We start from the raw sequence: 22,072 nt of genomic DNA, 5'->3' as shown, positions 1-22,072 counted from the left end.
GTGCGGTTGCCGTGGCGGGCTCAGTGCGAGTGTGCGTCGAAGCCGCCGTCCGCCAGCGTCAGGTCCCAGAACGACGCCTCGATCTTGTGCCCGTCGAGGTCGCGCACGAAGCAGCCGTAATAGGGTTCGCCGTAGAGCGGACGGGGGCCGGGCGCACCGTCGTCGCTGGCGCCGGCGGCGATGGCGGCGCGGTAGAAGGCGTCCACCTGTTCGCGGGAAATGGCCATGAAGCCGAAGTGGGTGCCGTTGCCGATGCCGGCCGGGCGTCCGTCGATCGGCGTCTGCAGCCAGAACTCGGGGAAGGCGCGGCCGTAGGCCACGGCGCCGGGGTGTTCCATGATCGGCCGGCAGCCCAGGGTCGCCAGCACGGCGTCATAGAACGCCTTGGCGCGCGGGTAGTCGTTGGTGCCGATGGATATGTGCGACAGGCAGCTGGGCGGGAAGTCATTCACGGCGAGTCTCCATACTCGGGAAAGAGAGACTCCAGCGTAGAACCCCGACGCGCGATGTGCCGGGGAATATGCCGGGGGATTTGTTGCGACTTGCTGCCGCTCAGGCCTCCTCGCGGCCCAGCAGGATGAAGATGCGGTAGGCCGCCACCGTCAGCAGCAGCTGGAAGAAGCCGCTCAGCGAATGCAGCACCACGCCCAGCACCGGCGCGTCCCGGCTGGTGTCGGTGATCCAGCCTTCGGCGATCCACACCGGGGCGAGAATGGCCAGGGAGGTGGTCAGCAGCAGGAAGAAATGCCCGGTGGTCAGGCTGAAGCTTTCGCGCATCGAATCGATGGGCGTGCGGCCGCGCTGTACCAGCAGGAACTCGGCGAAGGCCAGCTTGATCATGACGAAGATGCCCGGCAGCACCAGCAGCGACAGGCCCACCACGATCAGCAGCGAAGTGATCGCCGAGAGCAGGGCGAAGGCCGGCCACAGGCGCAACGCGGCGCTCCACAGTTCGCGCACGCTGCGTTCGACGCCTTCGCCGGTGTCGATCATGTAGAGGATCAGGCTGGCGGTGTAGATCGGGTAGAACACCAGCCCGGCGGCCATGCCCCAGGGGGCGAAGTTCTGCGAACCGGCGGCGACGTTGATCTGCTGCTGCACCAGCGTCTCGAAGACGATCCACGGCAGGCACAGCGGCACCAGGATGCCGAGGTGGCGGGAGAAGAAGAACCAGGTGTCGCGAAGGATGGAGAGGGGATTCATCAGTAACCCGATACTGTCCGAGGGCTTCGACTCTAACTTAAGCAAACCCTCAGGTAGAAGACGCAAGAATTCTGCGACCGGAACTTGTTTTTTTCCGACCCGCTCCAAACATTCAAAGCCATGTGCCAACCCGTGATGCCCCTGCGGGCATCCGTTGTCGATCCACCCGCTCACCCGAGGTCCGCCATGAATTCCGAAGAGCAATCCCTGATCGATGGCCTGTTCGCCCGCCTGCGCGACGCCGAGGCGCAGACTGCCCCGCGCGACGCCGATGCCGAAGCGCAGATCAACCGGCACCTGGTGCAACAGCCGGCCGCGCCGTACTACATGGCCCAGGCGATGCTGATCCAGGAAGCGGCGATCAAGCGCCTGGACCAGCGCGTCAAGGAGCTGGAGGCGCAGCAGGCCAGGGCCCAGGAGCAACGTCCGAGCAGCGGCGGCTTCCTCGCCGGGTTGTTCGGCGGTGGCCAGAGCCAGCAACCGCGCCAGGACCAGGCGCAGCAGCGCCCGGATGGCTGGGGTCAGACGCGCTTTTCGCAACCGACCGGCAGCAATGCGGCCTATGCGAACAACCCCGCTGCCGGCAACCCGAACGATTTCCGTCCGTCCCAACCGGCCCAGGCTGCGCCCCAGGGCGGCGGCTTCATGCGCGGTGCCCTGCAGACCGCTGCAGGCGTGGCCGGTGGGGTGATGGTCGCCGACCTGCTGACCAGCATGTTCCACCACAACCAGCCGCAGGAAATCGTCGAGGTGATCCAGGAACAGCCGGTCCAGCCGGAGCCTTCGGGCTTCGACGACTCGCGCGGCGACGACTCCTTCGGCGGCGGCGACCGCTATGCCGACAACAACTTCAGTGACAGCAACTACGACGACGGCGGCAGCTTCGGCGACGACTCCGGCTTCTTCGGTGGTGACGACGGCGACATGTTCAGCTGAGCCTCCCGCGAAGCTGTCCCGCCCGCCGGGACTGGCGGGGGCGCGCCGCTGTGCCGATAATGCGCCCCCGCTGTTCGAGTTCCGGAGTCACCGTTGAAGACCATCGCCCTGTTCGCCGACGTGCAGAACCTCTACTACACCGTGCGTCAGGCCTATGGCTGCCACTTCAACTACGCCGCCCTGTGGGCCGAGCTGAGCGCCCAGGGCAGCATCGTCCAGGCCTACGCGTACGCCATCGACCGCGGCGATGCGAAACAGCAGCAGTTCCAGCAGATCCTGCGCAAGCTCGGCTTCACCGTGAAGCTCAAGCCCTACATCCAGCGCGCCGACGGCTCGGCCAAGGGCGACTGGGACGTGGGCATCACCATCGACATCCTCGACGCCGCGCCGAACGTGGATGAGATCGTCCTGGCCTCCGGCGACGGCGATTTCGACCTGCTGCTGGACCGCGTCCGTGCCGGCGGCACCGACGCCACCGCCTACGGCGTGCCGGGCCTCACCGCCCAGGCGCTGATCCGCGCGGCCAGCCGCTACGTGCCCATCGAAGGCGCGCTGCTGCTGCGTTCCTGACCCTTGCGGCTACAATGCCGGCCATTCCGAATCGTTTCTGCGAGCGCTCCATGACCTTCGCCACCCTCGGCCTGATCGACCCTCTCCTGCGCGCCCTCGACGGGCTCGGCTACCAGAACCCGACGGCGGTGCAGGCCCAGGCCATCCCGGCCGTGCTCAAGGGCCGCGACCTGCTGGCCGCCGCCCAGACCGGCACCGGCAAGACCGCCGGCTTCGCCCTGCCGCTGCTGCAGAAGCTGCTGCAGGAAGGCCCGCAGGTAGCCGCCAACTCCATCCGCGCGCTGGTGCTGGTGCCGACCCGCGAGCTGGCCGAGCAGGTGCACGAAAGCTTCCGCGCCTACGGCCAGCACGTGCCGCTGCGCACCGCCGTGGCCTACGGCGGGGTCAGCATCAACCCGCAGATGATGAAGCTGCGCAAGGGCGTCGACGTGCTGGTCGCCACCCCCGGCCGCCTGCTCGACCTGTGCCGGCAGAACGCGCTGAAATTCAACCAGCTGCAGGCCCTGGTGCTGGACGAGGCTGACCGCATGCTCGACCTCGGCTTTGCCCGCGAGCTGGACGAAGTCTTCGCCGCGCTGCCCCGGCGCCGGCAGACCCTGCTGTTCTCCGCGACCTTCTCCGACGCCATCCGCCAGATGGCCCGCGAGCTGCTGCGCGACCCGCTGACCATCGACGTGGCGCCGCGCAACACCGCTGCCAAGTCGGTGAAGCAGCACCTGCTCACCGTGGACAAGAAGCGCAAGGCCGAGCTGTTCCTGCACCTGTTGCGCGAGCAGGGCTGGCGCCAGGCGCTGGTGTTCGCCAAGACCCGCAAGGGCGTCGACGAGCTGGTCGATGTGCTGCACAAGCAAGGCATCCGCGCCGATTCGATCCACGGCGACAAGCCGCAGCCGTCGCGCCTGCGGGCCCTGGCGCGGTTCAAGGCCGGCGAGGTGGATTTCCTCGTCGCCACCGACGTCGCCGCCCGTGGCCTGGATATCCAGGAGATGCCGCTGGTGGTCAACTTCGACCTGCCCATCGTCCCCGAGGACTATGTGCACCGCATCGGCCGTACCGGCCGCGCCGGCGCCAGTGGCCAGGCGATCTCGCTGGTCTGCGCCGATGAAGTGCAGCAGCTGGCGGCCATCGAGACGCTGATCGGCCAGACCCTGCCGCGCCAGGAAGAAGACGGTTTCGAGGCCGAGCACCGGGTGCCCGTCACCGCCCCAGGTGGCCAGATCACCAAGAAGCCGAAGAAGCCCAAGCAACCCAAGGTGCCCGAAGGCAAGCCGGGCAAGGTGCACCTCGGCTCGCTGCTGGACGACAAGCCGCAGGTCAAGGCGGTGCGCAAGGCGCCGGGCTTCGGCCTGGGTGGAAAGCCGGCGGGGGGCAAACCCGCCGGCACCAAGCCGGCCGGAAAAAAGCGCTGATTGCTGTCGCAGGAGCGGACTTCGTCCGCGATAGGTCCGCCTCACACCGGTTGCCATCGCGGACGGAGTCCGCTCCTACCTGGAAACCTCTGCGCTGCGGGCCCCTCTCCCTCCGCCTTCTCCCTGATGGGAGAGGGAGCTGTCCGTGCCGGCTGACGCTAAGGTTTCCGCCTTTACCGAACGGTCCCCTCTTCCTTCAGGGAGAGGGGAACACAGGCACGGACTTTCAGAAGAAGACGGTTGCTCCCACAAGTCCACGAGCACCGATGACTCCCAGGGCTCGTAAGCGTCAAGACGTTGGCCAGGTCATGCCGGTGCCGCCGACTCAGTCGAGGTTATGCCCGATCCGCCACAGCACCCCGCTGGGGTCGTGCAGGGTGAAGTCGCGCATCTTCCAGGGCTGGTCTTCCGGCTCGCCCAGGCGCACGCCGTAGCGCTCGGCGAGGCCGGCGTCGCGGACCTTTGCGTACCAGGCGTCGGCGTCTTCCACCAGCAGGTGCAGCATCAGGTTCTCGGCGAATTCCTTGACGTAGTAGTTCTGCAGCAGGAACGCGCAGTGGTCGCCATGGTGGAAGTAGGCGAGCTCCTCGGAATGCCACGGTGAGTTGAAGCCCAGGTCCTGGTAGAACTGCTGGGAGAGGGCGAAGTCGCGGGCGGGGACGAAGACTTTCAGTTCGACGCTGGCGGTGCTCATGGGAACCTTCCTGGTGAGTCGTGAGCAGGCTGTTTCGACGGCGGAGCAGCGCGCCGCCTCTGTCGGGCGGCTGGCCGCGAGTCTAACTCAGAGCTGGCGCTGCATGTAGCGGCTGCCCGCCACGCCCGGCAGGGTCGAGACGCGCTCCACCTGTACGCTGAAGCCCAGCCGCTCATAGAGCGCCTGGGCCTTGGGGTTGGCCGTGGAGACATCCAGTGCCGCCATGGGCAGGCCACTGCTGCGGCCCAGCTGCAGGAAGTGCTCGATCAACTGGCTGCCCAGGCCTTCGCCGCGCAGCGTCGGGATTACGCCCAGGTGCGCAAGGTACAGCGTCCTGCGCGGCGGCGGGCAGATGATCCTTTCCAGCTGCAGGCCGCGGCGCATCACGCCAGCCGAGCCCAGGCCGAAGTAGCCGAGAATCTGCCGTGTGGCGGCCAGCATGTAGCCCAGGTTCGCCTCGCCGCCGAACACCGTGCCAGCTGCCACCACCTGGCCGTCCTGTTCGCCGACCCAGTGCTGGCGCCAGCCGAACTGCCCGCCGCCCTGGACGAACGCGTAGCGCAGGAAGTCCTGGGCAGTGTTGCGGCCGGGGCGGGCAAAGGCGTAGTCGAAGGCGTCCGGGCCGGAGCTGTAGATCAGCGGGACGGCGGCGTCGACATCAGCGGGGCGGGCGCGGCGGAAGGTCAGCGGCATGCAGGCGACTCCTGAGAGGGAATCGGCAATCTAGCACCATGGTTCCATGAAAGCAGCGATCAGCCTTGCGCTTGCAGCCACTGCAGTGCGCCCAGCCCGGCCGCGCGACCGCTGGCGAAGCAGGCGGTGAGCAGGTAGCCGCCGGTGGGCGCTTCCCAGTCGAGCATCTCGCCGGCGCAGAACACGCCGGGCAGCGCCTTGAGCATCAGCTGTTCGTCCAGCGCCTCGAAGGTGACGCCGCCGGCGCTGCTGATGGCTTCGTCCAGCGGACGGGGACGTACGACGGTGAGCGGCAGCGCCTTGATCAACTGGGCGAGGCGCTGCGGGTCGGCGTAGTCGGCAGCTGTGGACAACTCGCGCAACAGGCCGGCGCGCACGCCGTCCAGCCCCAGCCGGCCGCGCAGGTGGTTGGCCATGGATTTGGAACCGCGCGGCTGCGCAACGGCCTGGGCGACCTGTTCCAGGCTGCGGTTGGGCAGCAGGTCGAGGTGCACGGTGGCGCTGCCGGTCTGTTCGATGCGTTCGCGAATACCGGCGGACAGCGCATAGACCAGGCTGCCCTCGATGCCGCCAGCGGTGACCACGAACTCGCCCTGGCGCGGCGCGTCGCCGGCCAGCGCCAGCGCTACCGGCTTGACCGGCGCGCCGGCGAACTTGTCGCGGAAGAACTCGCTCCAGCCGGCTACCTCGAAACCGCAGTTGGCCGGGCGTAGCGGGGCAACAGCCACCGCGCGTTCGGCCAGCAGCGGCACCCAGGCGCCGTCCGAGCCCAGGCGCTGCCAGCTGCCACCGCCGAGGGCCAGCACGGTGACGTCGGCATTCAGGCTGCGCTGGCCTTGCGGGCCTTCGATCAGCAGTGCGCCGTCGGCGTCCCAGCCCAGCCAGCGGTGGCGGGTGTGGATAACCACGCCGGCTTCGCGCAGGCGCTTGAGCCAGGCGCGCAGCAGCGGCGCCGCCTTCATGTCGGTGGGAAAGACCCGGCCGGAAGTGCCGACGAAGGTCTGGATGCCCAGGCCGTGAATCCACGCGCACAGCGCCTGGTTGTCGAAGGCCGCGATCAGTGGTGCGAGGGCTGGTGCGCGCTGGCCGTAGCGCGAGAGGAACGGCTCGGGGGCTTCGGAATGGGTGATGTTCATGCCGCCCACGCCGGCCAGCAGGAACTTGCGCCCGACCGAGGGCATGGCATCCAGCAACTGCACCTGCACACCGGCGCCGGCCAGGACTTCGGCCGCCATCAGGCCGGCAGGACCGCCGCCGATGACGAGGGCGGTACGGGGGGCGAGTGGGCGGGAATCGGTCATGCGCAGGGGCCAGGCGAGGAAGTGCGGGAAGGGCGCCATTCTAGCGCAGCGGCGCCGGGCGTCGGTTGCTCATTTTCCGTCCAGTAGCCGCTAAGCCTGCGGGGGCGGGCGTGGCGGCGGCTTTCCCGCAGCTTATCCACAGGCTGCTCCACAGCGATGGTGGAAAACCGGCGGGACGTTGTGGGAATGCGCTGGCTGGGATCGTTGTGTCTGTCAGCAAGGGTGCAGTCCGCAGAGGATTTTCTCTGCAACCTGAAGCGGCGTCGGTCACAGGGCTTGCGAGATTTCTGACGGCCGAATGAGATTCCGCCGATGTTGGCGCTTTTGTGAATCCATCAGCATGCCGGGCTCTTGCAACATCGGTCCGACTGCCAATGAAAGTTCGTGATTATCTTCGCTCCCATGAGGCCCACCTTTGGGTGGAGGGCAGCGACACCCGCGTGCGAGTGAATGGCCTCGACATCGTCATCCGTGCGCTCCCCAGCGAGGAGATCCGCGCCCTGCTCAACGAGGCAGTGGCCCACATGGTGGTGCGTCTGAACAAGAACCTGACGGGTTCCAAGCAGAAGTTCGAGCAACGGGTGCTGGAGCTGCTGTCGATCCAGATCGCGCTGCACAACCTCTATGTGTTCACCAACTGGAGCCGCCTGCTGCCGCGCTACCTGCAATACGCGGGGCCGCTGCGTGCCCAGGAGCTGTTGCAGCACCATGTGCCCGAGCAGGTGATGCGCTTCTGCGAGAAGCACTACGCTGCCGACTGCCGGCCACGCGCCGCGGCTCTGCTGGCTTTCTCCGACCACGAGCTGGCACGCTGGGAACAGCAGCGTCTGCCTTCGCGCATGGACACCAACAATTCGCGCTACCGCGCCAACTGAAACTCGGCTGCCACCCGCGCAGCGCTGTGGTGCAGGATGCCGTGGCGCCGCGCCAGGGCCTGGCGGTCCTTGTCGTAGCCGCCGCCGATCACGCCGACCACCGGGATATCGCTGGCCAGGCAGCGACGGATGACGAATTCGTCCCGCGCGGCCAGGCCGGCGTCGGTCAGCTGCAGGTAGCCCAGGGCGTCGTCCTTGTGCACGTCCACGCCGGCGTCGTAGAGCACGATGTCCGGCTGGTACAGCGGCAGCAGGTAGTCCAGCGCCTCCTGCACCACCTTCAGGTATTCCCCGTCCCCCAGGTGCAGCGGCAGGGCGATGTCCCAGTCGCTCTGCGCCTTGCGTGCGGGGAAGTTCTTCTCGCAGTGCAAGGACACCGTCACCGCATCCGGTACGTTCTCCAGGATGCGCGCGGTGCCGTCGCCCTGGTGCACGTCGCAATCGAAGATCAGCACGCGATTGGCCTTGCCGCTTTCCAGCAGGTACAGGCTGATCACCGCCAGGTCGTTGAAGATGCAGAAGCCCGAGGCGTGGTCGAAGTGCGCGTGGTGCGTGCCGCCGGCCAGGTGACAGGCCAGGCCGTGCTGGAGCGCCAGTTCGGCGCTGAGCAGCGAGCCGCCCACCGCGCGCACCGTGCGTTGAGCCAGCGCTTGCGTCCAGGGCAGGCCGAGGCGGCGCAGTTCCTCGCGCTCCATCGCGCCGCTGCAGTAGCGCTCGATGTAGTCGCGGTCATGGGCCAGGGCGAGGATATCCACCGGGCAGAGTTCCGGACGCAGCAACTGCGCGTCGCTGACCAGCCCGCTGTCCACCAGGTGGTCGCGCAGCAGGCGGAACTTCTCCATGGGGAAGCGATGGTTGTCCGGGAAGGGCGGACTGTAGTCGTCGTGGTAGACCAGGGGTAGCGGCATGGCGCCAGGGTACGCCGAGCTCAGGCACGAACGAAAGGGCCGGCATTGCGCCGGCCCTTTGGTTTTCAGGCAGGGATCAGCCTTCGTTGGAGACCGCCGCGTTGCGCTGCGCGCTGCGGCTGGTGGCCAGCGAGACCGACCACAGCACGAAGCCGCCGATCGCCAGCAGGCTGCCGACCCAGCCCGGCGAGGTCCAGCCGTAGCCGGCCGCCAGGGCCAGGCCGCCGAGGTAGGGGCCCAGGGCGTTGGCGAAGTTGAACGCCGAGTGGTTGAGCGCCGCGGCCAGGCCCTGGGCGTCTTCGGCGACGTCCATCAGGCGGGTCTGCAGCACGGTGCCCAGGGCGCCGCCGAAGCCGACGAAGAACACGCAGATCGAGATGGTCCAGATGTTCCCCGCGGTGAACGGGAAGATCGCCAGCACCACCGCGCTCCACATCAGCAGGCCGCCGGCGGTGGGCATCACCGCGCGGTCGGCGAGTACCGGGATGAACAGGTTGCCCAGGGTCATGCCGATGCCGAACACCGCCATCACCAGCGGCACGATGCTTGGCGAGACGTGGGTCACCGCGCCGAGGATGTCGGCCAGGTAGGTGTACACCGCGAACAGGCCGCCGAAGCCGATGGCGCCGATGCCCAGGGTCAGCCACACCTGGCCGCGCTTGAGAGCACCCAGTTCGCGCAGCGGGCTGGAGTCCGGCTCGGCCGGCGAGTAGGGCGCCAGCAGGCGTACGCAGATCATCGTCAGCACGCCCAGCGCCGCCACCAGGGCGAAGCTCCAGCGCCAGCCCACGGCCTGGCTCAGCCAGTTGGCCAGCGGCACGCCGATGATGGTGGCGACGGTGAGGCCGAGGAACATCCGTCCAACCGCCACGGTACGCCGGTGCGGCGGCACCACCGAGGCGGCGACCAGCGCGGCGATGCCGAAGTAGGCGCCGTGGGGCAGGCCGCTGATGAAGCGGAACAGCAGCATCCAGTGGTAGGTCGGCGCCAGGGCGCTCAAGCCGTTGCCGACGGCGAACAGCGCCATCAGCAGCACCAGCAGGGTCCGCCGCGGCAGGCGCGCGCCGAGCACCGCCAGCAGCGGCGCACCCACCACCACGCCCAGGGCGTAGGCACTGATCACGTGGCCGGCGGTGGGGGCGTCGATGCCCAGGGCCGGGGCGAAATAGGGCAGCAGGCTCATGGTGGCGAATTCGGTGGTGCCGATGGCGAAGCCGCCGACAGCCAAAGCGAAAAGCACCAGGGCCGTACTGCGTTGCAGTCCGGTGGTGGAGGTCGTCATGGGGTTTCCTTGGTCTTTTTGAGGTGCGCCGTGGCGGCGCGGCTGTCTGCGTGAGCACGGTCAAGGCAGTGACCGACAGCGAAGGTAGGAGAAAAATACCAGATGAAGGCGCTTCTGTGCTGAATCGATTGCGCCTGGTCAGACGGAGTGCGTCCCATCGGCTCGCTGGCGGGTATCATGGTGACCTCCGATGAGCCGCGATGATTCCCATGGATGTTCCCAGCCTGACCACCGAGCGCCTGCTGCTGCGGCCGTGGCGTCACGACGACCTGGCGCCCTTCGCCGCGCTCAACGCCGACGCCGAGGTGATGCGCCACTTCCCCGCCTGCATGAGCCGCGAGGACAGCGACCTGCTGGCCGCACGTATCCTCAAGCATTTCGACGAGCACGGCTTCGGCCAGTGGATAGTCGAGCGCCGCGCGGATGGCGCCTTCATCGGCGTGCTCGGTCTGCAGCACGTGTCCTTCGAGGCGGCCTTCACCCCGGCGGTGGAAATCGGCTGGCGCTTCAATGCCGCCTACTGGCGCCAGGGTTACGCGCTGGAGGCTGCGCGTGCGGCCTTGGCGTACGCCTTCGAGCAGTTGCAGCTGGACGAGGTGGTTGCCTTCACCGTGCCGGCCAACCTGCCGTCCCAGGGGCTGATGCAGCGCCTGGGCCTGCAGCGTGACGAGGGCGGTAATTTCGAGCATCCGCGCCTGCCGGAAGGCCATGCGCTGCGCCCGCACGTGCTCTACCGGATTCGCCGCCCATGACGCCCGAAGACGGCGTGCGCGCTTATCACGACCTCAGTAGCCATCGCCCGGAGCGTTTCGCTCCCGGCCCCGGCCAGCTCGACTGGGCGACCCAGCCGGCGGCCTTCCGCCGCTATGCCGGGACGCGCTGCATCGAGCTGCTGCACCGGCCGCAGGAAGAGTCGCCGGGCTATGACGAAGTCTTTGCCGGCCCGCTCGGCGCACCCGCGCCGCTGAATCTGGCCAGCGTCTCGCAACTGCTCTATGACAGCCTGGCGATCTCCGCCTGGAAGGAAGCCGGCGGCAACCGCTGGGCGCTGCGGGTCAACCCGTCCAGCGGCAACCTGCACCCGACCGAGGCCTATCTGCTGCTGCCCTCCGGGACTGTGGATAACGCCGCGCTGCTGGCGCACTACAGCGCCGACCAGCATGTGCTGGAGGTGCGTGCCGAACTGCCTGCGCCTTTGGCCGAACAACTGGGCGACGCCCTGCCCGCCGGCGGTTTCCTGCTGGCGCTGGCGAGCATTCCCTGGCGCGAGGCCTGGAAGTACGGCGAGCGCGCCTACCGCTACTGCAATCATGACCTCGGCCACGCGCTGGCCTGCCTGGGTATCGCCGCGGCGATCCAGGGCTGGGAAGTACGCCTGCTGCGCGGTGTGGCCGAGTCCCGACTGGATTCACTGATCGGCCTGGATCGCGAAGGTTTCAGCGAGCGCGAGTTCGCCGATGCGCTGCTGTGGATCGGTCCCGCGCAGTCGGCTGAATTCCCGCTAGCCGACGCTTTGCTGAAAGGTCTCGCCGAGCTGCCGCTGGCCGGCACGCCCAATCGCCTGTCGCGGGACTATCGCCACTGGCCGGAGCTGGAGCGGGTGCACTCGCTGTGCCGCGCGCCCGCGCTGGCGGCCGGCAACTGGGCTGCGCCGAATGCCGAGGCGGCTGTGGATAACCCCGGCCTGCCGCTGCGCCCGATCCTCCATAGGCGGCGCAGCGCGCAGTCCATGGACGGCCGTAGCGGTATCCATGCCGAACTGCTGTACGCCTGGCTGCGCCGGCTGATGCCGGAGCGCTCGCCGGTGCCCTTCGCCTGCAGCGGCGAGCCGACGCGTGTCGACCTGCTGCTGTTCGTCCATCGCGTCCAGGGCCTGGAGCCGGGCCTGTATTGGCTGGGCCGCAGCGGCCGCGAGGCGGGCGGGTTGCGCGAGGATTACCTGTGGCAGCCGGTGGAGGAGAGCGGCGTGCCGCTGTATCGCCTGCTGTCGGGCGATGCGCGTGGACTGTCGGCGTTCCTCTCCTGCGGGCAGGACATCGCCAGCGACGGCTGCGTCGCCTTCGCCATGCTCGCCGATCTCGACGCCGCGCTGGCCGAAGGCGCCTGGACCTACCCGCGCCTGTACTGGGAGACCGGACAGATCGGCCAGTTGCTCTACCTGGAAGCCGAGGCCGCGGGAATTTCCGGCACTGGCATCGGCTGCTATTTCGACCCGGCGCTGGAAGAACTGCTGGGCGGAGGTTCGGACTGCCCGGTCAGCCTCTATCATTTCACCATCGGCCGCGCGGTCTGGGATGACCGGCTCACCAGCCTGCCCGCCTACAGCGCGCCGCGCCGACCCCCACTTCAGCAAGACCGCACTTGAGGACACAACACGCATGACCCAGATCCTGGACAACCTGGTGGCTCTGCTGAGCCTGGAACAGATCGAAGAGAACCTGTTCCGCGGCACGAGCCAGGACCTCGGGTTCCGCCAGCTGTACGGCGGGCAGGTGCTCGGCCAGGCGCTGTCGGCGGCCAGCCAGACCGTCGAGCCGGAGCGCCACGTGCACTCGATGCACGGCTACTTCCTGCGCCCGGGCGACGCCAGCAAGCCGGTGGTCTACCAGGTCGACCGCGTACGTGACGGCGGCACCTTCAGTACCCGCCGCGTCACTGCGATCCAGAAGGGCCAGCCGATCTTCGCCCTGAGCACTTCGTTCCAGACCGACGAGGGTGGCTTCGAGCACCAGATCGCCATGCCCGACGTGGTCGGCCCGGAGAACCTGCCCACCGATCAGGAGCTGAAGAAGCGCAGCGCCGAGCAGTTCCCCGAGCGCATCCGCGACAAGCTGCTCTACCCCAAGCCCATCGAAATCCGCCCGGTAACCGAGAACGACCCCTACGATCCGGAGATCGGCGAACCGATCAAGTACCTCTGGCTGCGCGCCGACGGCAAGCTGCCGGACGTGCCGGCGCTGCACAAGTACATCCTCGCCTACGCCTCGGACTTCGGCTTCCTCACCACCTCGCTGCTGCCCCACGGCCGCTCGGTGTGGCAGAAGGACATGCAGGTCGCCACCATCGACCATTCCGTGTGGTTCCACCGCGACCTGCGCGCGGACGAGTGGCTGCTCTACGCCATCGATAGCCCCTGGGCCGGCAATGGCCGCGGTTTCGTGCGTGGCAGCATCTTCAACCGTGACGGCCAGCTGGTCGCTTCCTCGACCCAGGAAGGCCTGATCCGCCGCCGCGAGGATTGGGCATGAGCCCAGTCATGGAGCTGGGCGACATCCGCCATTGGGTGTTCGACATGGACGGCACCCTGACCCTGGCGGTGCACGACTTCCCGGCGATCAAGCGGGCCCTGGGGATTCCCCAGGAGCACGACATCCTCACCCACCTGGCCGCGCTGCCGGAAGACGAGGCGGCGGCCAAGCATGCCTGGCTGCTGGAGCACGAGCGCGAGCTGGCGGTGGCGTCCAAAGCCGCTCCCGGCGCGGTGGAGCTGGTGCGCGCGCTGCATGGCGCCGGCTACCGCCTGGGCATCCTCACCCGCAATGCCCATGAGCTGGCGCTGATTACGCTGGCGGCCATCGGCATCGGCGACTGCTTCCTCACCGAGGACGTGCTCGGCCGTGGCGAGGCCGATCCCAAGCCCAGCCCGGACGGCCTGCTGCGCCTCGCCGCGCGCTGGGACGTGGCGCCGCAGCGGATGCTGATGGTCGGCGATTACCGCTTCGATCTCGACTGCGCCCGCGCGGCGGGGGCGCACAGTGCGCTGGTCAACCTGGCTGAAAATCCCTGGCCGGAACTCACCGACTGGCATGCGCAGGACTGCGCGGAGCTGGGGCGGATGGCCGGGGTTCTGGGCTGAGTCCGCTGCCAGGCGGGTTCGCGAGCAAGAACTAGGCGTCCCCCTCGATCCTACGAAGAACTACGCGGCTTGCTCCGGACTATCGAGTACTTCGAACCGGTAGGAGCGAGCTTGCTCGCGAACCCATTTCCACGCCGGTTTTCCGTCCGGGCTGTAGGGTGCATAACGCGCCAGCGTTATCTGCCGATGGCGCTGGTGGCGGATAACCTGTTCCAGGTTATGCGCCCTACGAAACTGGGCAGGATCTCTGCTCGCGACTGTCCGCTGTCGCATGAACGTATCGCGGACGGAGTCCGCTCCTACGGATCAAGCCCGGCGCGCGATATCGGACCGCGCGTAGGAGCGGACTCCGTCCGCGATTGGCATCCGCCACGCAAGAGCATTGCGGATGAAGGTCGAGTTCGGTGCACCGCTTTTCCCTCACCCCAACCCTCTCCCAGAGGGTGAGGGGGCTGCTCGGCGTTGTGGGGAAGTGCAGCGTTCGCCGAATGCCATGCCAGATCCGTAGGATGGGTGGAGCCTGGGCGATACCCATGCGGTGGCGGAGGAAGCGATGGGTATCGCTTCGCTCCACGCCATCCTGCGAAAGCGCCTGGCATTGCCGTTTCGTAGGGCGCATAACGCGTCAGCGTTATCCGCCGACGGCGCTGGTGGCGCTGGTGGCGGATAACCTGTTCCAGGTTATGCGCCCTACGAAAGGTTCCTGCGCAGAGGTCCCTTACAGCTCCGGCGTCCAGGTCACCGCCAGCAGTGCGGTGCGGCCCGGTTCGCGGTAGGGGCGGGCTTCGCCCAGATAGTCCATCGGGCTGGTCGGGCGCAGGTAGTCGCCCAGGGTGTAGTTGCGGTCCAGGGCGTTATCCAGCTTCAGGTCGAAGCGGATTTCGTCGCTGGCCAGCCAGCTGCTGCGCAGGTCGAGCACGCCGTACCCGGAAAGCTCGCGGGTATTGGCCGCGTCGTCGTAGCGCTGGCTGACCGCGCGCCAGGTGCCGCCGACGCCGAAGGCGCCGAACTGACGGTCCAGATCCAGGCTCAGGGTGCGGCGCGCGCGGTACGGCAGGGTGTGGCCGGTGTCGCGGTCGCGCGGGTCGATCAGGCTCAGGCCGAGGGCCGCCTGCCAGCCGAGTACCTCGCGGGCGACGCTGGCTTCGAAGCCGTCGATGCGCGCCTTGTTGATGTTCTCCGGCTGGTTGCTGGTGCTGTCCCAGGCGATCAGGTCGTCGATCTCGGTGCGGTACAGCGAGGCTTCCAGGTGCGTGCCGGAGAAGTCGCCACGCCATTGCAGCTCGTAGGTCTTCGAGGTCTCGGCCTTGAGGTCCGGGTTGCTCGCGCCGGGGTAGTAGAGGTCGCTGAAGGTCGGCGCGCGGAAGCCTTCGCCGTAGCTGGCGATCCAGGTCTGGCTGGCGCCCACCGGCAGGCTGAAGGCGGCGTTCCAGCTGTTCTGGCTGCCGTAGGCCTGGTTGTTGTCGTGGCGGATGCCCAGCTCGGTGCCGAAGCTGTCGCCCTTGAAGCTGTGCTGGGCGAAGAAGGCGCGGTTGCTGCGCTCATCGTCGGCAAAGGCGGTGCTGCCATCGACCTTGTCCTGGTACCAGTCGGTGCCCAGGGCCAACTGGTTGGCCTCGTCCAGCTGCAGGCGGTTGATCCAGCTCGCCGAGTGGCGGGTGGTTTCCAGGGTGCCGTTGTTCCAGCTGTCGGCGGCGCCCACGGCCTTGTTGCGGTCGAAGCTGCGGCCCAGCTCCAGGTGGCTGTTCCACATCTGCGTGAGCTGGCTGTCGAGGTAGGCGCTGTAGCTGCTGACGCGGAACTCGTCCTGCGGGCGGCCCGGCTCGAAGTTGTAGGCGTCGTCGTATTCGTTCTTGCCGCGCTGGTCGTTGAGGTTCAGCCCGGCCTTCCAGTCTTCGTTGAAGCGGTGGTCCAGGTTCAGGTGCACGGCCTTGTTGCGCTGGGCGTCGTCGTCGCTGTCGGCGCCGACGTTGTCGCTGGTGCGGTCCCAGCCATGGCTTTCGTCCAGGCTGCCGCCGAGGTTGTAGCGGGTCTGCTCGTTGCCGCCGGAGAGGCTCAGGCTGCGCTCGAAGGTGCCGTGGCTGCCGGCGGCCAGGCGCACTTCCGGGTGCAGGCCGGCTTCGCCACGGCGGGTGAAGATCTGGATGACCCCGCCGATGGCGTCGGCGCCGTACAGCGCGGAACGCGGGCCACGGGTCACTTCGACGCGCTCGATGCTGTCGATGCTCAGGTAGTCCAGGCGGGCGATGCCGCTGCTGGCCGAGGCGATGCGCTGGCCGTCCACCAGCACCAGGGTCTGCGCGGTGCTGGTGCCGCGCACGGAGTAGGACACCACGCCGCCGGAGCTGCCCATCTGCACGCCAGGCACGCGGGCGAGCAGGGCGGGGACGCTGCGCACCTGCAGGCGTTCGATGTCGGCGCGGGTGAACACGCTGTTGGCCGAGGTGGCTTCAGCGCGCGGCTGGGCCTGGCGGGCGGAGGTGATCACCTGGTCGGAGAGTGTGTAGATGTCGCCAGCGGCGAAGGCCATGCCGGGCAGCAGGCTGGTGGCCAGGGCGAGTCGGGTCAGTTTCATGGAGCGTCCTCAAAAGCGGTCGGATGACTTTCGAGGAGGGCGTGGCAAGGGCGGCAGGCCGCACTTGACGGTGCGGCCCTCCGCAACACCTGTCGGGGCGTGTCGAGGGCGGTCTCCGGGCTGCCGACATCACATCGTCCGCCTTCCCGTCGGTGACAGTGGCCGTGGTCGATGCTGCGCCCATCAGGGGCGCGTCGGTTACCGTTGCGGGGGCAGCGCAGGTCTTTCACCTGCTTCCCGTTACCTCGAACGAAAACGGGCGCACCTTAGTCGGTGCGCCCGTTACTGGCAAGACTCCCGGGGTGGGATGCGCCGATCGGTCTCAGCGGCTGCCGAGGGCTTCCAGGCGCGCCTTTACCGAGGCTTCGATTCCGGCAGCGTCAAGACCGCACTCCGCGAGCATCTGTGCCGGTTTGGCGTGCTCGACGTAGTAGTCCGGCAGGCCCAGGTGCAGGATCGGCTGCTGGAGGTTCTCGCGGGCGAGGAATTCGCTGACGGCGGCGCCGGCGCCACCCATCACCGAGTTTTCCTCGATGGTCACCAGCAGCTCGTGGCTGGCGGCCAGCTGGCGTACCAGCTGCTCGTCCAGCGGCTTGACGAAGCGCATGTCGGCGACGCTGGCATCGAACTGCTCGGCCACTTTCAGCGCCTCGGCCAGTTGCACGCCGAACACCAGGAAGGCGACCTTGCCGGCCTTGCCTTCCTTATCTACCTTGGCTTCGCGGCGCAGCACGCCCTTGCCGATCGCCACCGGCTCCAGCGCCGCCTCGATGGGCGCGTTGGGGCCGGTGCCGCGCGGGTAGCGCACAGCCGCCGGGCCTTCGAAGTGATGGCCGGTGGTGAGCAGCTTGCGCAGTTCGTTCTCGTCGCTGGGGGTCATCACCAGCATGCCGGGGATGCAGCGCAGGTAGGAGAGGTCGAAGCTGCCGGCGTGGGTCGGGCCGTCTTCGCCCACGAGACCTGCGCGGTCGATGGCGAACAGCACGTCGAGGTTCTGCACCGCGACGTCGTGGACCAACTGGTCGTAGCCGCGCTGCAGGAAGGTGGAGTAGATCGCCACCACCGGCTTGGCGCCGTCGCAGGCCATGCCGGCCGCGAGGGTCACGGCGTGCTGCTCGGCGATGGCGACGTCGAAGTAGCGGTCCGGGAACCTGTCGGCGAAGGCGACCAGGTCGGAGCCTTCCTTCATTGCCGGGGTGATGCCCACCAGGCGCGGGTCCTGGGCGGCCATGTCGCACAGCCACTGGCCGAACACGCTGGAGTACTTCGGCCCGCCGGCCTGTTTCGGCGCGGCGTGGGCGGCACCTTCGGTTTCCAGCTTGGTGATGGCGTGGTAGCCGATCGGGTCGATCTCGGCCGGGCCGAAGCCCTTGCCCTTCTTGGTCACCACGTGGAGGAACTGCGGGCCCTTGAGGTCACGCATGTTGCGCAGGGTGGCGATCAGGGTCGGCAGGTCGTGGCCGTCGATGGGGCCGATGTAGTTCCAGCCCAGCTCCTCGAAGAGCGTGCCGGGGACCAGCATGCCCTTGGCGTATTCCTCGGTGCGGCGGGCGATCTCCCAGGCGCCGGGCAGGCGCGAGAGCACCTTCTTGCTGCCTTCGCGCATGCTGCTGTAGGTGCGGCTGGAGAGGATCTTGGCCAGGTAGTTGGACAGGCCGCCGACGTTGTTGGAGATCGACATGTCGTTGTCGTTGAGGATCACCAGCATGTCGGCCTTGACTTCCGACGCGTGGTTGAGCGCCTCGAAGGCCATGCCGGCGGTCAGCGCGCCGTCGCCGATCACCGCCACCGACTTGCGCTCGGAGCCCTGCATGCGGGCGGCGATGGCCATCCCCAGGGCGGCGCTGATGGAGGTGCTGGAATGACCGACGCCGAAGGTGTCGTACTCGCTCTCCGAGCGGCGCGGGAAGGCGGCCAGGCCGTCCTTCTGGCGCAGGCTGGCCATGCGCTCGCGGCGCCCGGTGAGGATCTTGTGCGGGTAGGCCTGGTGCCCGACGTCCCACACCAGACGGTCGTCCGGGGTGTCGAAGACGTAGTGCAGGGCCACCGTCAGCTCGATCACGCCCAGGCCCGCGCCGAAATGGCCGCCGGTCTGGCCGACGCTGTACAGCAGGTACTGGCGCAGTTCGTCAGCGAGGGTCAGCAGCTCCGCTTCGCCCAGGCGACGCAGCTCGACCGGCGTGCTGGCGCGGTCGAGCAGGGGCGTGGCAGGGCGCGCGCGGGGAATCTCGTGAAACGTCGTGGGCATCAGGCTGATCGTTATGAGAGGCAAAGATGCGGAAGTTTACCCGAAGCTCAGGATTGGCCCAAGCAACGTGGGGCCAATCCTTCGAATGAGCGGTCGGTCAGGTTTCGACTGCTGCGACGAACGGCCATGAAGTGCTGTTGACAGGTTGTCTGGCGGGGCGCGAAGGGGCGGCGGGGGCGCGACCAAGAGTCGCAACGGAGCGCCCTGGGGCGCCCCGTTGCGAGGCCGCGGGTCAGATCACGACGTGCGGCTGGACCAGCTCGTCGAGCAGGGCCGGGCGGAACTCGGCAGCGGCATGGTGCTGGGCCGGGACGACCGGCGCGCTGGCCTCGGCGTGGCCGGCGAAGCGCAGCTCCGGCTCGCCGCTTTCCAGCAGGCTGCCCAGTGCTGGCAGGGCGCCCTTGGTCGCGGCTGGCTGGCCACCGGACAGGTGGCTGCCCAGGTCCAGCTCCTGGCCCTGCAGGTGCTGGGCGTAGTCGCTGTCGGCGCCCTGGCTGGAGTGCAGCAGCGAGTGCTTGTCGATCACCAGACGGAACGGAGCGGCGTCACCCTGGCCTGCGTGGAAGTTGTAGGTCCCTTCGGGCAGCGCCTGGTTGGGGCTGAAGTGCCAGCTGCCGTCCTGCTGCACCAGCGCGGTGCCCAGGCCCAGGCTGATGTTGGACAGCGGCTTGCCGTCGGCGTCGATGGCGATGGCGGAAATCTGGATCAGCTCGCCGGGCGTGCCGGTGCCGTGCAGGACCGGCCGGGTGTCGTCGGTGGTCGCGCCATTGGCCAGTTCACCGGTGACCGCGCCGTAGTTGTCGATGGCGCCGGTGATGACGGTCTCGTAGTGGACCGGCTCGGGCGCCTGGGCATCGATCAGGGTCAGGTGGAAGCCGGCCGACTGCCCGCTGGCGGAGAACGCCTGGAATTCGTAATGGCCGCTCTGCGCAAGCTCGCTGGTGATGAATTGCCAGGTGCCATCGGCCTTGACCACGGTCTCGCCCAGGGAGAAGCCGTTGACCAGCATGCCATGGCCGTCTGTCACCGTGGTCCACAGGTGCAGCACGTCACCGGCCTTGCCCGTGCCGAAGAGGGTCGGCGTGCTGTCGTGGGTGGAGGAACCGTTGTTCAGCTTCTGCGCGCTGCTGCCGGAGTCGTCGATGACGCCCAGGATCAGCGTGGTGCCGCCGTGGGGTTGCGGTTCGGGCTGCGGCTGCGGATCGGGTTGCGGCTCGGGCTGCGGTTCAGGCTGGGGCTGGGGCACGCCGGCGGAGGTGTCGATCACCAGGCGGAAGGGCGCGCTCTCGGTGCCCTGGCCGACGTAGAAGTCGTAGGTGCCCTGGGGCAGTGCCTGCTGTGCGTTGAATTGCCAGGTGCCGTCGGGTTGCACCAGGGCGGCGCCCAGGTTGAGGGGGACGTTCGACAGCGGGTGGCCGTCCGCGCCGATTGCGATGGCGTTGACGGTGATCAGCTCGCCCGGCGTGCCGCTGCCGTGGAAGGTCGGCCGGGTGTCGTCGGTGGTGGCGCCGCTGGACAGTTCGCCGGTAACCGGACCGACATGGTCGATGGCGCCGGTGATGACGGCGTCGTGATGCACCGGCGGGACGCTCGGCACGTCGATGATGTTCAGGCGCATGCCGGTCTGGTCGTGGCTGGAGATGACCTGGAAGGCGTACTGGGCACTCTGCGGGACCTGCGGCACATCGAACTGCCAGGTGCCATCGGCCTGGACCACGGCCTTGCCCACGGGGTAGCCGGCGAGCATGACGCCGGTGCTGTCGGTGGCGGTCGCCCAGACCTGCAGGGTCTCACCGGCGGTGCCGGTACCGAACAGCGTGGGCGTGGCGGACTGGGTGGCCTGGCCGTCGCTGAGGTCGCCGGAGCTGTCGCGGGCGCCGAGGATCACGGTCGGCTGCAGCGCTTCACTGGCGTACAGCGAGGCGGTGGCAGCCGGCCAGGCATAGGCGGACGCGGAGTAGGCATCGCTGGCGTAGGCCTGGTTGGCGGAGAAGGCTCTCTGGTAGAGAGAACTCGGATTGTTGCTCATGGTTGGTTTTCCATCGAAGAAAAGCGGTCATTCACTGACCGATAGAGTCCTGCGGAAAATGGCCGGGGGGCCGCGGTTTCCGCCGCTCAATGCTAGGGGTGGCGGGGCGCTGCACCGCGGCGGGTTCGAAGGGAAATACGACTTTGGTCTTGAAGGGTGAACTGTTCACGCGAAGGCTTGGCTGGCGGCTATGGAAACGAACCGAATGCAATCGGGAAATTTCCGCAAGTGGGGTCAGGGGGAGTAAACAGCTGCGGTAGCAGAGCGTTTCTCCGGCCTTCGGTCGAGGGCGAGCAGGCTGCTCCCTGTGCCGAATTCGTCACCCCGGCTCGGGATTGCGTTCAAGCGCCGTGTCGAGCAAAACGCCACTGTGAAAGCTGCCGGGAGGTCGCGCCAGGCGCTGGCACCCGTTCAATCAACCGGAAACAGGAAACTGATCGTGGCCCGACTGACCCTGGATGAACTGCGCGACTTGTCGGTGGCAATCCTGCGCCATAACGGCTTCAGCGAACCCCACGTGCAGGCGGTGACCGAAACGGTGCTGGCCGGCGAGCGCGACGGCTGTACGTCCCATGGGGTCTGGCGGTTGCTGGGCTGCATCCACACCGTGCGTGCTGGCAAGGTAGTGGCCGATGCTGTGCCGCAGCTGTCCGAACCCGCGCCGGCGCTGGTGCGGGTGGACGCCAGGGGCGGCTTTTCGCAGTGCGCCTTCGACCTCGGTCTGCCGAAGCTGGCGGAGAAAGCCCGCGGCCAGGGCATCGCGGCGCTGGCGATCAACCACTGCGTACACTTCTCGGCGCTGTGGGTGGAGATCGAGCGGATCACCGCCCAGGGCCTGGTCGCCCTGGCGTTCACCCCGGCGCAGGCCTACGTGGCGCCGGCTGGCGGCACGCGGCCGCTGTTCGGCACCAACCCCATCGCCTTCGGCTGGCCCCGTGGCGATGGCGGCCCCTATGTCTTCGACTTCGCGACCACGGTGGTGGCGCGCGGGGAAATCCAGCTGCACGAGCGCGAAGGGAAACAGATTCCGCTGGGTTGGGGCATCGATGCCCAGGGCAACCCCAGCACCGACCCGAGCGCGGTGCTCGATGGCGCCATGCTGACTTTCGGCGGCCACAAGGGTTCGGCGCTGGCGACCATGGTCGAGCTGATCGCCGGGCCGCTGATCGGCGACCTGACCAGTGCCGAGTCCACGGTGTTCGACGAGGGCACCAAATCCTCGCCGCACCACGGCGAACTGCTGATCGCCATTGACCCGACGCGCTTCCTCGGCGCGGACGCCCCGCAGCACCTGGCGCGGGCGGAGAAGCTGTTCGAATCGATCCTCGACATGGGCGCGCGGTTGCCGTCCCAGCGACGTTTTGCGGCGCGTCGTCGCAGCCTGGAAGACGGCGTGGAGATCAGCGATTCGCTGTATGCCGATTTGCGCCAGCTGCTCGAATAACGCTGCGTCCTGGTAGGAGCGGACTTCGTCCGCGATGGATTCCGGCGCG

19 protein-coding genes and 1 riboswitch are annotated in these 22,072 nt (G+C 68.1%); of the genes, 9 read left to right on the top strand and 10 right to left on the bottom strand.

Features of this window, described 5'->3' with window-relative positions:
* Window positions 1-20 precede the first annotated feature (20 nt).
* Window positions 21-452 carry a VOC family protein gene (locus HNP46_RS29085; protein WP_184596057.1) on the bottom strand — a complete coding sequence of 144 codons (432 nt, stop codon included), beginning with the start codon at window positions 450-452 and terminating at the stop codon, window positions 21-23.
* Window positions 453-552: 100 nt separating this feature from the next.
* Window positions 553-1,203, bottom strand: coding sequence for a YciC family protein (locus HNP46_RS29080; RefSeq protein WP_184596055.1), 651 nt, complete (start codon window positions 1,201-1,203; stop codon window positions 553-555).
* 186 nt (window positions 1,204-1,389) lie between these two features.
* On the opposite strand from HNP46_RS29080, the gene HNP46_RS29075 reads away from it, so the two are divergent.
* From HNP46_RS29075 to HNP46_RS29065, 3 genes are all read left to right on the top strand, one after another.
* The gene (locus HNP46_RS29075; protein ID WP_184596053.1) at window positions 1,390-2,139 is read left to right on the top strand and encodes a DUF2076 domain-containing protein; all 750 of its coding nucleotides are present in this window, start codon (window positions 1,390-1,392) and stop codon (window positions 2,137-2,139) included.
* A 93-nt stretch (window positions 2,140-2,232) separates the two neighbouring features.
* Window positions 2,233-2,709, top strand: a complete 477-nt coding sequence (locus HNP46_RS29070) for an NYN domain-containing protein (protein WP_184596051.1) — start codon at window positions 2,233-2,235, stop codon at window positions 2,707-2,709.
* Window positions 2,710-2,759: 50 nt separating this feature from the next.
* Window positions 2,760-4,118: a DEAD/DEAH box helicase gene (locus tag HNP46_RS29065; RefSeq protein WP_184596049.1), complete on the top strand. Its 1,359-nt coding sequence runs from the start codon at window positions 2,760-2,762 to the stop codon at window positions 4,116-4,118.
* A gap of 325 nt (window positions 4,119-4,443) precedes the next feature.
* On the opposite strand, the gene HNP46_RS29060 is transcribed toward HNP46_RS29065, so the two are convergent.
* The 3 genes from HNP46_RS29060 to HNP46_RS29050 all read right to left on the bottom strand — a co-directional run bounded on the left by HNP46_RS29060 (window position 4,444) and on the right by HNP46_RS29050 (window position 6,806).
* Entirely contained in the window at window positions 4,444-4,812 is a 369-nt protein-coding gene (locus HNP46_RS29060) for a VOC family protein (RefSeq protein WP_184596047.1), read from the bottom strand.
* Window positions 4,813-4,899: 87 nt separating this feature from the next.
* A complete protein-coding gene (locus tag HNP46_RS29055; protein WP_184596045.1) occupies window positions 4,900-5,505 on the bottom strand; it encodes a GNAT family N-acetyltransferase in 606 nt (201 codons plus the stop codon).
* A gap of 59 nt (window positions 5,506-5,564) precedes the next feature.
* Window positions 5,565-6,806, bottom strand: a complete 1,242-nt coding sequence (locus HNP46_RS29050; protein ID WP_184596043.1) for a TIGR03862 family flavoprotein — start codon at window positions 6,804-6,806, stop codon at window positions 5,565-5,567.
* A gap of 374 nt (window positions 6,807-7,180) precedes the next feature.
* Here HNP46_RS29050 and HNP46_RS29045 point away from each other — a divergent pair, with 374 nt between their 5' ends.
* Window positions 7,181-7,681, top strand: coding sequence for a hypothetical protein (locus HNP46_RS29045; protein WP_184596041.1), 501 nt, complete (start codon window positions 7,181-7,183; stop codon window positions 7,679-7,681).
* Here HNP46_RS29045 and HNP46_RS29040 read toward each other — a convergent pair.
* Both HNP46_RS29040 and HNP46_RS29035 read right to left on the bottom strand, forming a co-directional pair.
* Window positions 7,666-8,589 (bottom strand): histone deacetylase family protein, encoded by a 924-nt coding sequence (locus tag HNP46_RS29040; RefSeq protein ID WP_184596039.1) that lies wholly within the window; start codon window positions 8,587-8,589, stop codon window positions 7,666-7,668. The two genes, HNP46_RS29045 and HNP46_RS29040, sit on opposite strands and share 16 nt — an antisense overlap.
* Window positions 8,590-8,665: 76 nt before the next feature.
* Entirely contained in the window at window positions 8,666-9,871 is a 1,206-nt protein-coding gene (locus HNP46_RS29035) for an MFS transporter (protein ID WP_184596037.1), read from the bottom strand.
* A 209-nt stretch (window positions 9,872-10,080) separates the two neighbouring features.
* On the opposite strand from HNP46_RS29035, the gene HNP46_RS29030 reads away from it, so the two are divergent.
* The 4 genes from HNP46_RS29030 to HNP46_RS29015 are packed head-to-tail and all read left to right on the top strand — an operon-like array spanning window position 10,081 to window position 13,727.
* Window positions 10,081-10,623 carry a GNAT family N-acetyltransferase gene (locus tag HNP46_RS29030; protein ID WP_184596035.1) on the top strand — a complete coding sequence of 181 codons (543 nt, stop codon included), beginning with the start codon at window positions 10,081-10,083 and terminating at the stop codon, window positions 10,621-10,623.
* On the top strand, window positions 10,620-12,236 hold the full coding sequence (locus tag HNP46_RS29025; protein ID WP_184596033.1) for a nitroreductase family protein: 1,617 nt from the start codon (window positions 10,620-10,622) through the stop codon (window positions 12,234-12,236). Before HNP46_RS29030 ends, HNP46_RS29025 begins: the two co-directional genes overlap by 4 nt.
* Before the next feature lie 13 nt (window positions 12,237-12,249).
* The gene (gene tesB / locus HNP46_RS29020) at window positions 12,250-13,119 is read left to right on the top strand and encodes an acyl-CoA thioesterase II (RefSeq protein WP_184596031.1); all 870 of its coding nucleotides are present in this window, start codon (window positions 12,250-12,252) and stop codon (window positions 13,117-13,119) included.
* A gap of 8 nt (window positions 13,120-13,127) precedes the next feature.
* Window positions 13,128-13,727, top strand: a complete 600-nt coding sequence (locus HNP46_RS29015; RefSeq protein WP_184596075.1) for an HAD family hydrolase — start codon at window positions 13,128-13,130, stop codon at window positions 13,725-13,727.
* 718 nt (window positions 13,728-14,445) lie between these two features.
* Here HNP46_RS29015 and HNP46_RS29010 read toward each other — a convergent pair.
* From HNP46_RS29010 to HNP46_RS29000, 3 genes are all read right to left on the bottom strand, one after another.
* Window positions 14,446-16,302: a TonB-dependent receptor domain-containing protein gene (locus HNP46_RS29010; RefSeq protein ID WP_184596029.1), complete on the bottom strand. Its 1,857-nt coding sequence runs from the start codon at window positions 16,300-16,302 to the stop codon at window positions 14,446-14,448.
* A gap of 106 nt (window positions 16,303-16,408) precedes the next feature.
* A riboswitch (cobalamin riboswitch) is annotated at window positions 16,409-16,583 on the bottom strand.
* A gap of 41 nt (window positions 16,584-16,624) precedes the next feature.
* Window positions 16,625-18,550, bottom strand: a complete 1,926-nt coding sequence (gene dxs, locus HNP46_RS29005; protein ID WP_184596027.1) for a 1-deoxy-D-xylulose-5-phosphate synthase — start codon at window positions 18,548-18,550, stop codon at window positions 16,625-16,627.
* Between the two features lie 232 nt (window positions 18,551-18,782).
* Window positions 18,783-20,579: an Ig-like domain-containing protein gene (locus HNP46_RS29000; protein WP_184596025.1), complete on the bottom strand. Its 1,797-nt coding sequence runs from the start codon at window positions 20,577-20,579 to the stop codon at window positions 18,783-18,785.
* 439 nt (window positions 20,580-21,018) lie between these two features.
* Here HNP46_RS29000 and HNP46_RS28995 point away from each other — a divergent pair, with 439 nt between their 5' ends.
* Window positions 21,019-22,023 (top strand): Ldh family oxidoreductase, encoded by a 1,005-nt coding sequence (locus HNP46_RS28995; RefSeq protein ID WP_184596023.1) that lies wholly within the window; start codon window positions 21,019-21,021, stop codon window positions 22,021-22,023.
* Window positions 22,024-22,072: the final 49 nt, after the last annotated feature.

This window comes from Pseudomonas nitroreducens (assembly GCF_014204515.1).
Taxonomy (GTDB): Bacteria; Pseudomonadota; Gammaproteobacteria; order Pseudomonadales; family Pseudomonadaceae; genus Pseudomonas; species Pseudomonas nitritireducens_A.
This window is presented reverse-complemented; position numbering and strand designations above follow the sequence as displayed.

Coding starts and splice junctions, on each gene's coding strand:
- HNP46_RS29060 (WP_184596047.1), bottom strand. CDS start 4,812: ATGAGCACCGCCAGCGTCGAACTGAAAGTCTTCGTCCCCGCCCGCGAC.
- HNP46_RS29075 (WP_184596053.1), top strand. CDS start 1,390: ATGAATTCCGAAGAGCAATCCCTGATCGATGGCCTGTTCGCCCGCCTG.
- HNP46_RS29010 (WP_184596029.1), bottom strand. CDS start 16,302: ATGAAACTGACCCGACTCGCCCTGGCCACCAGCCTGCTGCCCGGCATG.
- HNP46_RS29015 (WP_184596075.1), top strand. CDS start 13,128: ATGGAGCTGGGCGACATCCGCCATTGGGTGTTCGACATGGACGGCACC.
- HNP46_RS29025 (WP_184596033.1), top strand. CDS start 10,620: ATGACGCCCGAAGACGGCGTGCGCGCTTATCACGACCTCAGTAGCCAT.
- HNP46_RS29035 (WP_184596037.1), bottom strand. CDS start 9,871: ATGACGACCTCCACCACCGGACTGCAACGCAGTACGGCCCTGGTGCTT.
- HNP46_RS29055 (WP_184596045.1), bottom strand. CDS start 5,505: ATGCCGCTGACCTTCCGCCGCGCCCGCCCCGCTGATGTCGACGCCGCC.
- tesB (WP_184596031.1), top strand. CDS start 12,250: ATGACCCAGATCCTGGACAACCTGGTGGCTCTGCTGAGCCTGGAACAG.
- HNP46_RS29050 (WP_184596043.1), bottom strand. CDS start 6,806: ATGACCGATTCCCGCCCACTCGCCCCCCGTACCGCCCTCGTCATCGGC.
- HNP46_RS29000 (WP_184596025.1), bottom strand. CDS start 20,579: ATGAGCAACAATCCGAGTTCTCTCTACCAGAGAGCCTTCTCCGCCAAC.
- HNP46_RS29045 (WP_184596041.1), top strand. CDS start 7,181: ATGAAAGTTCGTGATTATCTTCGCTCCCATGAGGCCCACCTTTGGGTG.
- dxs (WP_184596027.1), bottom strand. CDS start 18,550: ATGCCCACGACGTTTCACGAGATTCCCCGCGCGCGCCCTGCCACGCCC.
- HNP46_RS29080 (WP_184596055.1), bottom strand. CDS start 1,203: ATGAATCCCCTCTCCATCCTTCGCGACACCTGGTTCTTCTTCTCCCGC.
- HNP46_RS29040 (WP_184596039.1), bottom strand. CDS start 8,589: ATGCCGCTACCCCTGGTCTACCACGACGACTACAGTCCGCCCTTCCCG.
- HNP46_RS29065 (WP_184596049.1), top strand. CDS start 2,760: ATGACCTTCGCCACCCTCGGCCTGATCGACCCTCTCCTGCGCGCCCTC.
- HNP46_RS29030 (WP_184596035.1), top strand. CDS start 10,081: ATGGATGTTCCCAGCCTGACCACCGAGCGCCTGCTGCTGCGGCCGTGG.